The sequence below is a fragment of the Bacillus sp. FSL R9-9530 genome (assembly GCF_038008145.1).
GTDB lineage: Bacteria > Bacillota > Bacilli > Bacillales > Bacillaceae_G > Bacillus_A > Bacillus_A mycoides.
The window spans coordinates 237,294-251,535 of the sequence record NZ_JBBOYO010000002.1; the positions used below are offsets into that span (position 1 = coordinate 237,294).

Annotated in this window: 12 protein-coding genes and 1 pseudogene; 5 read left to right on the forward strand and 8 right to left on the reverse strand. The window is 31.8% G+C overall.

Going from position 1 to position 14,242, the window contains the following annotated elements; genetic code table 11:
• Window positions 1-27: 27 nt before the first annotated feature.
• A complete protein-coding gene (locus MKX66_RS28945) occupies window positions 28-1,152 on the reverse strand; it encodes a competence protein CoiA family protein (RefSeq protein ID WP_341087939.1) in 1,125 nt (374 codons plus the stop codon).
• 510 nt (window positions 1,153-1,662) lie between these two features.
• On the opposite strand from MKX66_RS28945, the gene MKX66_RS28950 reads away from it, so the two are divergent.
• Entirely contained in the window at window positions 1,663-2,397 is a 735-nt protein-coding gene (locus MKX66_RS28950) for a hypothetical protein (protein WP_341087941.1), read from the forward strand.
• A gap of 371 nt (window positions 2,398-2,768) precedes the next feature.
• Here MKX66_RS28950 and MKX66_RS28955 read toward each other — a convergent pair whose 3' ends face one another.
• Window positions 2,769-3,179: a hypothetical protein gene (locus MKX66_RS28955; RefSeq protein WP_341087942.1), complete on the reverse strand. Its 411-nt coding sequence runs from the start codon at window positions 3,177-3,179 to the stop codon at window positions 2,769-2,771.
• Window positions 3,180-3,306: 127 nt separating this feature from the next.
• Entirely contained in the window at window positions 3,307-3,525 is a 219-nt protein-coding gene (locus MKX66_RS28960) for a helix-turn-helix transcriptional regulator (protein WP_001105582.1), read from the reverse strand.
• Between the two features lie 143 nt (window positions 3,526-3,668).
• Between MKX66_RS28960 and MKX66_RS28965 the strand changes: the two genes are divergently transcribed.
• Window positions 3,669-3,995 carry a helix-turn-helix domain-containing protein gene (locus MKX66_RS28965; RefSeq protein WP_097807950.1) on the forward strand — a complete coding sequence of 109 codons (327 nt, stop codon included), beginning with the start codon at window positions 3,669-3,671 and terminating at the stop codon, window positions 3,993-3,995.
• A 71-nt stretch (window positions 3,996-4,066) separates the two neighbouring features.
• Here MKX66_RS28965 and MKX66_RS28970 read toward each other — a convergent pair.
• The 5 genes and pseudogenes from MKX66_RS28970 to MKX66_RS28990 all read right to left on the reverse strand — a co-directional run bounded on the left by MKX66_RS28970 (window position 4,067) and on the right by MKX66_RS28990 (window position 10,847).
• Window positions 4,067-5,397, reverse strand: a protein-coding gene (locus MKX66_RS28970; RefSeq protein ID WP_341087944.1) for an IS3 family transposase whose coding sequence is annotated in 2 segments (ribosomal slippage) — window positions 4,067-5,010 and window positions 5,010-5,397 — 1,332 coding nt in all. Because the reading frame shifts where the segments join, the coding sequence is not laid out codon by codon here.
• A 247-nt stretch (window positions 5,398-5,644) separates the two neighbouring features.
• Window positions 5,645-6,738, reverse strand: a pseudogene (locus tag MKX66_RS28975) (IS3 family transposase).
• Window positions 6,739-7,079: 341 nt separating this feature from the next.
• The gene (locus tag MKX66_RS28980) at window positions 7,080-9,074 is read right to left on the reverse strand and encodes a hypothetical protein (protein WP_341087946.1); all 1,995 of its coding nucleotides are present in this window, start codon (window positions 9,072-9,074) and stop codon (window positions 7,080-7,082) included.
• Window positions 9,071-9,562 (reverse strand): hypothetical protein, encoded by a 492-nt coding sequence (locus MKX66_RS28985; RefSeq protein WP_341087949.1) that lies wholly within the window; start codon window positions 9,560-9,562, stop codon window positions 9,071-9,073. Before MKX66_RS28985 ends, MKX66_RS28980 begins: the two co-directional genes overlap by 4 nt.
• Window positions 9,546-10,847 carry an SIR2 family protein gene (locus MKX66_RS28990; protein ID WP_341087951.1) on the reverse strand — a complete coding sequence of 434 codons (1,302 nt, stop codon included), beginning with the start codon at window positions 10,845-10,847 and terminating at the stop codon, window positions 9,546-9,548. Before MKX66_RS28990 ends, MKX66_RS28985 begins: the two co-directional genes overlap by 17 nt.
• A 543-nt stretch (window positions 10,848-11,390) precedes the next feature.
• On the opposite strand from MKX66_RS28990, the gene MKX66_RS28995 reads away from it, so the two are divergent.
• From MKX66_RS28995 to MKX66_RS29005, 3 genes are all read left to right on the forward strand, one after another.
• Entirely contained in the window at window positions 11,391-12,809 is a 1,419-nt protein-coding gene (locus MKX66_RS28995) for a right-handed parallel beta-helix repeat-containing protein (protein WP_341087952.1), read from the forward strand.
• A gap of 565 nt (window positions 12,810-13,374) precedes the next feature.
• A complete protein-coding gene (locus MKX66_RS29000) occupies window positions 13,375-13,740 on the forward strand; it encodes a hypothetical protein (protein ID WP_016093829.1) in 366 nt (121 codons plus the stop codon).
• Window positions 13,741-13,878: 138 nt separating this feature from the next.
• On the forward strand, window positions 13,879-14,148 hold the full coding sequence (locus tag MKX66_RS29005) for an HU family DNA-binding protein (RefSeq protein ID WP_098762818.1): 270 nt from the start codon (window positions 13,879-13,881) through the stop codon (window positions 14,146-14,148).
• Window positions 14,149-14,242 lie beyond the last annotated feature (94 nt).

A 14,242-nucleotide genomic window follows, 5' to 3' on the forward strand; every position in this document is an offset into this window, starting at 1 on the left:
ATCGGATGTATAAAATTAATTTTTTATTCAGTCTCTTTTGATTTTAGATAACATATCATTTAGTATTCTATTCATCTCTTCTACTACAATTTTATTATTAGGCATTAATATATTAAAACCTATTACTTTTTTCCTTTTGGTATGTTCCCAGCCGCCTATAATAGCTTCAACCTGGTAATGTTCCTGTATTTCATATATTAATGAATATAATAAATTTTGTTCGTTAGATAAGAAATAACGGTCATTAACCATCAAGTATTTATCTTTAGATTGCGAGGAGTTCTTATACGATATATTAAGTAGTTCCTCACGACTAAATTCCTTACTCATATACGACTTAGCTTCAACGCTATTCATTTTTTTATAGGTGTTACCGTTAATGTAGTATCTATAATTTAGAGTTTTAATTGCATCCTCTACTTCGTGTATTGCTTGTTTTTTATATTGTAACAATATTTCATCTGTTAAATCTTCTCTAGCTATATCTATCAATTCATCTTTAAAGATGTTATAACTAATATCAGCTGCTGTCGTAGAGATTTTAGAAGATATATGATCAATATACTCAGAAATAGAAGCGTCAGAAATCTCGAACATAAATTCACTGTTTTTTCTAATAGGAATTACTTCTAAAAACGGTATATCCTCTTCGTCAAAATATTGAACTTTTTCCTCTTCGTTTGCATGTGTTACATAAACCTCTATTACAAATGGACTGGGATCATTATATTCTCCTCTTACTACAACGTCGGCTATAGAATCTCCTATCCATTGCTCAACTTCAGCAAAACGTTTTTTGTAAAACTTCAATATATCTAATAATGATATTTCGTAAGAAACTATATTAATTGCTCTTAAAAATTCTTTGTATTTCCTTTTAAAATAACTTAAATCAATTTTGAGCTTTATGTCTTCTTCTTTGTTCATCTTATTAACGAGAAAGTGCTTAGCTTCAAAATGTAGGAGAGTTTCACGAGAGACAACACAATTACTTCCAGGCCTATGACTAAAGTGGTGTTCTCTTTTATTCCCCTTTTTAAAAATCACATCCTCATGACAGTGCGGACACCTGTATTTAATATTTTTATATAGCCTATCTTCAATATGTACGATATCCGTTCCGCACAAGGCAAAATTAAGTTTTACACCCATCCCAATACACTCCCTTTATAAAGAATTAAATTTATTTACAGCATTCATTATACTATAAATTACACCATATTTTTTCCAATCTTTTATGATCAAAAGTTTTAATAGTACATAGAGGACTCAAAAAAGAAAATTTTTGGTCTTACAATTTTGAGTAAAGTAAATAACCGTTCTATATGAATATTATTAAGAAAAAATGAGTCCAATTTACTGAGTTCTTCTTTTTTATCATTGTTAAGGAGTTCTTTAGGTCTAATTATATTACATTCCTATATTGTATAACATATAAGTACCTACACTCTCGATATACCCTTCATTGCTCTTCATTGCTCTTCATTGCTCTTCATTCCTAGACATCACTTCTCTACCGATTTGCCATATTTCTTTTCTAGTATATAAAAACTAAGTTATAGTGTGAAATTAATGCAATCTGATTTAAATTACTCATCGATTAAACTAAGTAAATCATGATAATATTTTAATAATATTACTTATTTTAATGGGGGTATTTTTTTGAAAAACATAAAACAATCAACAGACCTTGAGTACACATCAATTGAAGTAACTACTAAATTACTTAAAGCAGTACAGGACTTTCAAACTATATTTGATTCATACTTTAATGCCCTGATGGAATATTTAAATGCAGGAATAGTAAAAAACGCAAATCCAAATACAATCCACGAATACGAATTAGGTCATCCTACCCTATTTAATTTAGCTAATCAACTTCAATTTGCTTATTTACAGTTACCTAAAAATCTCCAAAACAGATTATTAGATATAGAATTCGATGTATTTTTACATTGTAATAATATAGTTGACTTTTATTCTTTTCGGAGCTTCTTGTTAAAAAAACAACGCTTTAACAAAACAAGTACAATTGCAGTAAGAGTAGATGCAGAAATTCAATTAGCTGAAATGCTTATTAAGAATGATTCTTGGAGTAAATTATCGAGATTACCCAAAAGAAATTTCAATTTTTATCAAGAAGAGGAAAATCACCCTAAACTAATGGAAGAATTAAAATTAGATTTAAAAATTCCAGAAACAAATAATATCCAAAGTGAACGAGAAGAGGTTAAAATTTCTGAGGGTAATGAAAATGTAATCATTGCAAGCCCTAGTATTAAAAATAACATTTTTAGTACTATCACCGAAAAACTAAAATTTGGCGAAAACATATTGGGATTGAGTAATAGTTATGTTGAGAAAGCAACAAGTATATGGAAACATATAGTTGGATAATAAATTTTTAATTTACTAAGCTCCCGCTCTAAAATTATTTCTTTTCTTTTAGCTATTATGTGGGCAGAAGATTGATAACTTTAAAGAATTTGGAGCCGTTCTAAAAAAGAAGGGCTCCAAATTCTTATTTTTCATCACCTTTTTTAATAATTGGATTAAGACGATACTGTTTAATATATGATATAACTCCGCCTGACTTTCCCCAGACGTTTTAGAATAAAATAAAATTTCTAAGTCATCAAATGCACCTTTGTTTAATGGGTAAAATCAATAACTAATATATTAAACATAGACTTATTGTAAAGTAATTGAAGAATCAGATACTAACATATACGAGTGTAAAGAAATAAAAGAAATACTTCAATCACTCTCTAAAGAGAAGCAGCTTGAGGTTCTTGAGAATCAAGGTCACTTTGAAGCTGTGGCAAAGATGATTGAACAAAACAATTTAATTCTTTTAGAACAGATGAAAGCTCTACAGCTAATTCAGAAATAACAAACTTATGATTAATTAATTCTACATATGCTTCCATAAATAATGTATCTTTATTTATACCATCAGCCTCTGTTTTTACAGGGGCTTTTGTTATACTCTTGTTCATATTTTGAATTTGAATGGTTTCTTTCACATGTATGAATAGATCTTCTAGTAAACCTGGTGTAGACTCTAATTCCTGTTTTTCAATTTCTTCTGTTACTGCACTAATAAACTCCCATAGTACTTTTGCACCTAGTAGTTCTGCTAATCGCTTTTCACGCATTTCAAATGTTTTCATATTCATGCAAATACACTCCTATTATTTATATATAATGATAAAAATATTGTTTTTATATGTAAAATTCCCTAAAACACTTTCCAAACTTACATTTCTAAAAAATAACTACATAATCTTAAAAATCTAATATTATTCAACACACTTCGTGTTGTTCTGAATCAAAAAAAATTGTTTGGACTGTAACACCATAAAAATTCGCTAATTTTATTTTTATATTATCCCGTGGAATTCTCTGACCATTTTCATACATTTGCAATGTACTAACACTGATTCCCACAGCCCTTGCCACTTCTTCTCTAGATTTTTCATTTCTTAAATTAATTAGATTTTTGGCCACTCTTTCATAATTCATGTCTTCCCCCCTAAAACCACATTTCGTGTTGTTATTTAAAATATAAACTGCACACTTTGTGTTGTCAATAGATTCTAATTATCAACTTTTAAAAATTTTAATTATTTAACACATAATGTGTTAATATATTATCAGGTGATAGAATGAAAACGTTTGGAAATATAATTCGTGATTTAAGAAAACAAAGAGGAATTACGCAAAAAGAACTTGCTCACTCGCTTCAGCTAAGTGAAAGTACAATTGGTATGTACGAACGTAATGAACGTCAACCTGATTACAATACCTTGATACGTATAGCAGATTACTTTAATGTATCTACTGATTTTCTTCTAGGGCGAGATTTTAATGTTACAGAGGACGGAAACAAAATAGAATTAGATCAATGGCTAAAAGATATAAAGTTTGCACCATCCCAAAAGCGTGAAGAACTAAAACGTTTTTGGAAATTTTTAATGCAAGAAGAAGAGTAATCAAATAAACCTCCCCCCTGACTGAACTGTATCCTATAAAATGGACAGTTTAATAAAAAAGCCCTGAAAAATCAAGCACTTAAAAGGTGGTTCCGGTATTCAATCGGAGCCTTCTTTTTTAATGTCCACTGATAACGATTATAATTATACTCCTCCATATAAGCCTTTATGGTGAGCTCAAGGGATTCAAAGGTTTGACAATCTTTATAATCTAATTCATCTTTCATATGACCAAAAAAGGATTCCATTGGTGAATTGTCTAAACAATTGCCCCTACGGGACATAGATTGTCTAATCCCCATTTCTCTTACACGTTTCTGAAATTCAGGGTGTGTATAATGAATACCTTGATCTGAGTGTAGAAGCGCTTCAGGATGAATGACTTCTCCTAATCTCTCTTTCAAGTTATCTAATGTTTGATAGACGATATCCATTCGTAAAGAGGAGGAGACATGATAGGCTAAAATCTCTCGTGTTGTGCTGTCTTTTACGCATGATAAATAAGCCTTCTTTCCTTTTCCATAAAATAAATAGGTAATATCCGTTAACATACTTTTTTCAGGCTCTTCTTGATTGAATTGGCGTTTTAAAAGGTTCGGGCATGTTTTATGTTCTTGTGTCGCTTTTGCGATGTGTTTATAGGGATTCGCTCGGCGAATCTTCGTCACAAGGTTATATTTACGCATAATACGATAAATACGCTTGAGATTCATGCAAATTCCTTTTGTCTTTTCCAATACCATTTTGATAGAACGGCCACCATATGTTTTCCCTTTTCGATTAAAAATTTCTTGGATCCATTCATAATCTTTTTCATCATTGCGTTCTTTTTCCAGCTGTTTATCTGTCTGATGAAGCCACGCATAGTATCCGCTCCGACTGACCCCAGCTAGTGTGCAAAGGTAACGCACCATACGTGGGAATTGGAATCGACGTATGGTTTGTTCAATCAGTGTGTATGTTTCTCGTGGTGTTAACGCTTCTTCTGTAACGCCTGCCTTTCGAGTTCGTCTAACTTTTTTAGGAATGTCAATTCCGCTTCTAAAAACGCAATACGTGCTTCTGCCTTCCTTAATTTTTCATCAGAAGAGAGGGATTTTTCCGAAGGGCGTCCCGTGCTTCCTTTCCCACGGCGTTCTGTATAAAAGCCTTCCTCACCAAATTGTTCAAAGGTTCTTCGCCAACGTTTCAAGCATTGTTTTGGCTTTTTCTCACCAATCACAGCTAAGTCAAACCCATTCTCTAAAAAGATTTGGCTAGTGCCTTTTCCTTGTTGATTTTCTTTTACCGCTCTTACTTTGAAATCTGAACAATAGCTAATCGAACGTTCCGACACTTTTAATACATTTTTATTTTTTTCTATCTGTTTCATTTGGATTTCGTTAAAAATAATTTTACTCATTCTCCGTACCTCATTTCTATCGCTGGTTCCATTATAACGAGGTTTTTTGATAAAAATACATAAAAACCCCGAATCATGGGGCTTTTTTAAGTGTCCATGATTCGGGGTACAGTTCAGACAGGATGGAGGTTTATTTGATTACTCTCATACTTTATAACTGAAGTGAACCCTGAAAACGGGACACATATCAAAACACCTAAACCATCTGTTCCCTAAATTCTTTAGGGAATAGGTGGTTTAATTTTTCTTAAATCCGCACACAATTGTAGTAATGAATGTATTCTAGCACAGTTGTGTTGGATACTTTTGTTATCTTTTGTGAATAGAAAGCTTCACTTTTTAAATGACCAAAGCAGCTTTCCATGACGGCATTATCGTGGCAATTTCCTCTCCAGGACATGCTGGTGATAATGCCTTTTTCTTTGGCATACGCTTGGAATTCCTTTGCGGTATAAATACTTCCTTGATCCGAGTGGAGAATGACATCTTTTACTTTTCGCCCTCTCATTGCTTGTTTTAATGTTTTCATCGCTAATGGTAGTGCTTGAGACTCACTGATGACATAACTAATAATTTCACGATTAAAGGCATCCATAATCGTTGATAAATACAAGGTACGCTCTCCAAATAATAGATACGTCACATCTGTAAACCACTTTTCATTTGGTGCTGAAGCTTCGAATTGACGTTCCAATCGATGAGGGGCTACCACTGGTTCCGCACCATTGATATATTTCTTTTTCTTTCGACGCACTTTTGAGAGAATATGATATTGTTTCATGATTCGTAATACTTTTTTATGATTGACACACAGCCCCATTTTTCGAAGAGTAGCGGTCACTCTTCGATATCCATACCGTAATTTATGCCTAAGACAAACGTCCTTTATTTTCTCTTCTATATCATTTCTAAGTTCCTCTGTTCGTTGTAACCAGCGATAAAATGTGGAACGGGGTAATTCTAATACATTACACAATTCTTTTACCGTTATTTTTGTTTTGAAGTCGTTCCATAAAATAACTACAGTTTCCTTGTTCAACTCCTTTCGATTTCCAGATACTTTCCCCATATAAGTAATTTTGTTTTTAACTGTTTATTTTCTAACCGTAGCTGTTCCAATTCATTTAACTCTTTTGGCCCTTTTCCATAAGAATATTATTTTCCTACAGGTGGTTGAAAACGGCACGTTTGATCGGTGCGATACCATTTCATCCATGTCTTAATTTGGGAAACATTTTTAATTCCAAACTTCTCCATAATGGTCCGATTGGAATACCCAGCCTTTTTCATTTCAATGACTTTCCACTTCACTTCTTCTGGATAATGAACTCTTGTTTTCAAACCAAAAACACCTCCATTGAATTTGCATACTTAGTATGCGAATTCAGGAGGTGTTTTTTTCATGTACCACTATTCGGGTTCACTTCATAAATTATTAGGTGTTTTTATTTTAAGTATAAAAATAACACTTACCAAGTTAAACATCATTCGTCTAATAATAAAAAACAGTTGGTTATTTACAGGGGATCATTTGCTGAATGATATAAAACTCACATTAACATTGTAAAATCAATTTTTTTAGTTACTCAAGCATAATCAGCTCAATCCTTATAGAAAGCTTGAAAGGGATGATAATATTAAGAGAGAAAGGAATGTGTGCCATTGCCCTAACCTGTTTATGGTCACAAACCTTCATCTCCCTCTGTAAATTCATTTTTTTCTGGATTAATTAAACCCTTTTTCCCTTTTAAAAATACATACTTTATGTACTTATTAAATTTTTCTGGCGGTGTATTTTCTACAAGAATGATTTGATGATAAGTACTTAACTCAATCAATATTTTATAAAATTCTTCGTATACTTCTGGGTCATTTATCAAATTCTTTTCTTCAATTTTAGTTTGATCTTCAGCAGATTTCGGAACCAGATTTTGCTGGCGATTCCCATCCTGTTCTTCTTTCTGCTCACCTTTTTTCAAAGTACCTACATATTTACTAATTGAATCTAACAATAAAAGTCCTGGATGTCCAGGAGCATATCCTTCGGATTTACTGTTTAAAATTGCTCCTAAGTATGATAGCTGCATACACTCTAACAGACCTCCACTTTCATGGGCATAAACACTTGCACCTTCATAATATGGAATATACTGTTCAGGGTGGATAAAGGTTTCACCATTTGTATCATACTTTAGTCTTGTCATAAAGTTTTGATACTCTGTGTTTAAAAAATCAAAAATAGTTTCTTGATCCTTATCACTTATTTTTAGTGCTGCTATTTCACCTTCTAGTCGTGTCGCAGTAGTTTCCAGATTGGTAATATCCTTTTGTTTTTCATCAATTTTTCGATGAATTCGTATCCCTTCTTTAACTATTTCATGATCTTTAATTAAACGATTTAACAAGATATTGATACTATCGATTTGGGAGAGGAACGGAACATCTGTCTCTTTAACGAATTCAACAATAGCTTCATTCAAAATATCCTGTTTTCTCAACAATCTCTCTATTTGTACATCGATACCTTCAATACTCTTCATATCATCATCAATTAAATTTTTGACCAGATTTATTTTGTCGGTTATTTCTTTTTTTACTTTCCTTAACATTTTTTCTGTATTCGTACCTTGATTTACTTCTTCTTGCTCATGAATTAAAACGGTTGAATTGCATAGAGGGCATTCAATATTTTGATCCGGTATCACTAACGTATAATTTATTTCCAATGTCGCATCTACTTCTTTTTCTTCAACTCTATATTCTTCCACTAACAATTTTTTAGAGTTTATAGACATTAATAATTGTCTTTTATTCCGTTGATATTCAACTATTTGGTTAGCAATCTCTTCTAAATCCTTTTTTAGCTTAATATACAGTTTATTTTCACTATTGTTATTCAATTTACTACTTTCTATAATTGTTTTCTTTTCTTTTTTCTGCTTTTCAATATCTTTCTTAATCCTATTGTATTTAGCAGATAAAACATTGAAATCTTCAGCATCCTTGTCTTTTAAATATAAATTTAATCCAGCTATTACCTTATATGCATCTTCAATTTTATTCTGTGTATCCACCAATTTCTCCTTTAATGCATCTTTATCAGATTCCACTAGGCCAAATATCAGTTTAAAAGCGTGTGGATTTTTATTTCTCTTAAACGTAGTTTTATTTTCTAAAAAATCCTTTGTTCCGAGTGCATGCTGATTTATATACACATATCTAAAAATATCTCGGAAAGATACGATTTGTAGCTCTTTTTTTGTACTATGTTTTTGATGTTTAATTATTTTATATTCATTAATATTTAATTTTGTCATAAGAAAGTGCATCGCTTCACTTATCGTTACGATCTTTGGCGTATACCCTTCTATATCCTCAAAGGCGCAGAAATATATGCTGATATTACTTTGCTTCTTTTTTAACAAACGGCTGAATGTAAATATTTCATCATTAATTTTTAATTCAATAAAAATTTGATCGCAATGTACATTCAATTCTTTTTGAACTTTTAAATCGATTTTCTCACTCTTACCTAAACAGTAATCAATCAAGCTAAGAATCAAGGATTTTCCTGATGTTTTCTCACCACTTATAATGGTAAGACCTTCGTTAAAACGTATAGTGCGCTTATATGACGTGCCTTGAACAATTAACTTTTTAATAAATATACTGCTCACTTTCGCACCCCCCTTATTATTTGCATATTACCAGCTGAAAACTTCACTTTTTCAAAGGCTTTTGTATACTCTACTTTTAGATTAGAGAAGAATACTGAATCAACTTCTTCAAAAGCTGCTGCACCTTCTGAATTCAATTGCACTGTTATGTCACCCAACTTTTTAGTTAAGTCCCCTTGCAGATTTATGAATTTTAGGTGCGACATATTCAAAAGTATTTCATTAATTTTAGTCTGGAAACGAAAATATAAATTGGGAGATGGTATTATACCCATTTTATTTTCTTCACTGTCTTCAAATAGTTTAATTAAATCAAAATTGACAAGACTATAATAAAAGATGATTTCCGAAACTTTTCTACGCTTCTTGCTCTTTAATGTAAAAGCATACATTAGACATAGTACTTTCATTAAATCTAACTTTTCGTTATTAAATAAAAGTTCAATTGACGGAGGGACTACTGTAATTTTATTAATTAGATTGCTCATCTAACCGCTCATCTCCCCACCAAATACCCATTGTTTCATCCTCAGCCAAAAGATGAATTAACCCTCTATTCTCGTTTTCATCTGATTGATTATCTTCAAAAAACACAGCATATCTTCCAAAATTAAACTCTTCTAAACTTCCATGCACAACTGTTAAAAATTGGTCGCTATCCCCGTACTTCTTGTATGTATCCGCATACTTTTCTTTATATTTCGTGAATACTTTACCCAATATTGCATCAATAATATCTATAGACATCCCTGCTTGTTTCAATGCTCGTATGTATTGCTCTGATGCCACATAAAATATTGAACTTAATTCAATAAGAGGCTCATCGATATTTTCTATTTTTAGTTTTTTGTAAAACAAGTTGCCTTTTACATCTTTTTTAAAGTCCGCTAATCTTGCTCCGAGAACAACAGAACTGGTAGCAGTGCCATTTGAACCATTAGAATCTCCATTTGTATTCCTCGAATTTGATTCAGCCATTTGATTCAGTATCCTTCTTATCTCAAGCACATGTGTAGAATCTTGTGTTTCATATGGAATAGTAATTAAACCATATTTATCTCTTAATTCTTTAATTCTTTCTTGAGTAGGATTAGCTAGAAGGATATAATGCGTCCCATTAAGATACTGCTTGTAATCCTTAATTAAATCACTTACAAATTTGTCATCAAAAGAAAAACCCATGAATAACAAATTTTTGCTACTTGTAACCGCCTTTAATAACTCCCCGTACTTTTCATTACTATAAAGTGTCTCATAGCCGCTTTTACTAATAACAATTGATCCCAAATTAGATGTAAATCCATGAAGATGACAAATTCGTTTTTCATCATACAAATCTTGAGAACTAAAATCTAAATCCTTAAGTAGAATTGGAAGATTATCACACTTTATATGTTCATATAATAGATTTTCATAATTTGTTGTTAAATGGAGTTTAAAGTTCATCTTGGCCAAATCTGAATAATTATGTAAATTATCATCTTCTACATTTTTTTTATATTGTTTGATTAATTTCACAATCATTTTTTGAATATCTTGGTCCACTAGATGTGCAAATTTCTTTATTTGATCAATCGCGCCCCAATAATCATTATCCTCTAAATGCCAATCAACAACGCTTCGTAGCAATACCTCGATTTTACCTTTAGCATATTCATCAGTAATATCTCTTATCAAATCTCCCCATGTCGGGATATTGAAAGGTACTGATAATCCAGCCCCGATAAAAGGAACTACTTTGTTTTCATGATAAGCTTCTTTTAATTGCTTCAAATTCCCCTCCATACAATCGCTCCTTTCTATATTCAACTCTAATTTTATTCTAAAAACATTTGCACCATTTTCTTAATATATTTACAACTATTCTATCAAACAGTACCATTTCCATCCATCTAGTTTGATTTTTCTTACCAATCGCGCTGCTTTTATTTCAGGTTCATTGCCATTCCCTAAAAATTAGAAATAGAATAACGCGATAACATTATATTATTTTATACGAAATACAGGATTTTGCAATGGTTGCTAAATCTACTTTTAAATAATAAATGCATGCATCCTTTTTTAAGAATATAATTAGCCAATATTCAACATATGAACGAAGTAAAATACTTCACTATTTAAATTGTGTACAAGCGGTAAGAATTCACCCTTATCACTTATTATTGATTCTAGTACTTGTTTGACTTTTTCCCTAATCATTAGTACATCAAATTCCCCTAAAATTTCAAGTGAATATTTTTATTAATACAAGATATAAATATCAAGTTTTAATTATATAGTTGGGAAGGAATGCTAAGAAAAAGACGGAGGATCATGATGAAATATCAAAAAATATTTCCCTCATTAAAGAAATTTCTTTTTATCTTCATGCTTTCTTTTAGTATGTTAATTCTTACGATTCCTGCCTCTACCTTTGCACAATCCAATGACACTGTAATTTCTGTTACAAATTACTATGTATCACCAACAGGAAACGACCTTAATCCCGGTACATTAGATCAACCTTTCGCTACTATTCAAAAAGCTGCTAACGTCGCTAAAGAAGGAAGTACAATCTACATAAGAGGCGGAGTTTATAACCAAAAAGTTCGTGTCACTCATTCTGGTGCCTCAGGAGCACCCATTACATTTCAAAATTACCAAGATGAAAAAGTCATTCTAGATGGTTCTAAAGTCAAGTTAGAAGATGATGGGTTATTTACAATAGAAGATAAAAACTATATTCAAGTAAATGGATTAGAACTTCGCAATTTAAAATCAACGAAAGTTAGCGAAACCCCTATTGGTATTTATATCACTGGAACAGGAAGTTATATTGATATTAGAAATAATTATATTCACCACATTGAAGCAAATGTAAAGAATGGAAATGCACATGGCATTGCTGTCTACGGTACTTCATCTAGTGCACAAAATAATTTAAATCATATTGTCATCGATAATAACGAAGTAGCAAATTTGAAATTAGGACTGAGTGAGGCTATTGCTGTGAATGGTAATGTAGATTCCTTTGAAGTTACCAATAACAAAGTACATGATAACAACAATATTGGAATTGTTCTGATTGGACATGAAGGCGTATCTCCAGTAGCTGCTTTAGATCAGGCACGAAATGGAGTTGTTCGTAATAACATTGTCCATCACAATTCATCCTTTAATAATACTAGTTATAATGAATATTCAGCTGATGGTATTTACGTGGATGGTGGGAAGGAAATTATCATTGAGCAAAATCAAAGCTATGAAAATGATCTCGGTATTGAAGTAGCCAGCGAACATGCAGGAAAAAGTGCAAGCCAAATTACTGTGAGAGACAATACAATATCCAATAATATCATGAGTGGCATCACAATTGGTGGGTATGACAGTCAGCAAGGATATGCGGAAAATAACACGATTACAAATAATGTGATTTATAAAAATGATACAAAAGATCAAGAGAGTGGCCAAATCGAATTAAATTACGATACCCGGAACAATGTAATTACCAATAACCAAATCTATGCAAGTAATAGCCGTATTTTTATTAGCAATAATTTTAATAAAAACACTGGAAACAAACTGGATTACAATCAATACTATGGTGAATTCGATCAAAGTAATGGTTTATGGCAATGGAAAAGAAAAACGTATAAAGGATTTTCTTCTTATCAAGCAGGTATGAACCAAGAAGGAAATGAACAACATAGTGTATTTAGTAAATTATCCCCTTCGTTCAAACAAATTTTAAAATAAAACAAATCAACTAAACCAGCTTTATCTTAGCTCATTCCCCTTCCCTCTCCTATAAAAGTGAAAGAAAAATGATAAGTCGTAAAGACTCTGTATTGATGATTCTATAAGTAAAGAGGTAATCTATAAAATTTAGTAAGCCGCGATTAATTTCTCTTAATATGAAGGGTTCACGCCCCTTGAAGAAGAAGTCTTGTTGGCTAAAATGATAAAAAGGCTCAAGGAAGTATCAAGATAGTAAAAGTAAATCTGAACAGATTGAAGAATCCACAACAAAAAAGCTAAAGAGACAAAAGTAAACAACATATAGATTTGAATTATATTTCTCAACAACCAAAATTACTTAATGTGATAAAATAACAATCGGGTTGGCACCCAATACCATATTACGATGGTTCCAGTCGCAGGAAGGCACCTTTGGGTGTCTTTTCTTTTGTTTGAAACATATTCTGGCAAAATACCTGTATCTTTGTTAATTTACGACTCACATAAACCAACAAACTTCGTATATATAATTTGTTACCCTAAATGGGTTGACAATACGAACAGTTATAGGAGGATTTTGTGAATGGTAAAAACAGCTTGTGTAAGTATTATTACTGGTATTCTTTTAATATGTTCAACAGGATGTGCCACTCAAACTGATTCTATTACAGCTAAAACTCAATCAATAGATGATGGCACATATACAACAAAAGAGATCACAGACGCATTTCCTGTAGGAACACCCATAACTACCTACATTCGAAAAGAAGAAAAACTGAACGTAAAACACCTCACCAGTATTACACTTACAGATGGTAGCGTTGGTAGAGTTCTGGAAGCAACAGATGGTTTTGTTGTCGTATGTGGGAATGAAAAAGGAGTTTTTGATGTGTTAATATTTAAAACCATGGAAGATGTAAAGAAATATGAACAGAGTTTAAAGCGATAATTAATATCCTTCTTATGCCTTTTACACAGACATTGTCCTCTTGCTTTTGCTATGGCTTTTTCTATGTACAGTATAATTGCATCATGAATACACACACGTTATAATAGTCACCTAATTACATATGAAGAGGTGCAGAAAATAAATAAAACAGAATTAACAAAAGTAGTAGCAGAAAAAGCTGAACTTACACAAAAAGATGCAGCAGCAACACAAGCGCTATTAGATACAATAACAAATGCGTTAGCAAATGGAGAGAAAGTACAGATTCTTGGTTTTGGTACATTTGAAGTACGTGAAAGATCTGCACGTACAGGACGTAACCCACAAACAGGTGAAGAAATGCAAATCGCGGCTTCAAAAGCACCTGCTTTTAAGGCTGGAAAAGAATTAAAAGAGGCAGTGAAATAATTATACATATTGAAAAGGGTTTGATATTCATACCAGGACCCTTTCAATATCCTTTTTGTTCAAAAAACAAAAAAGTATCATCCAATATATATTA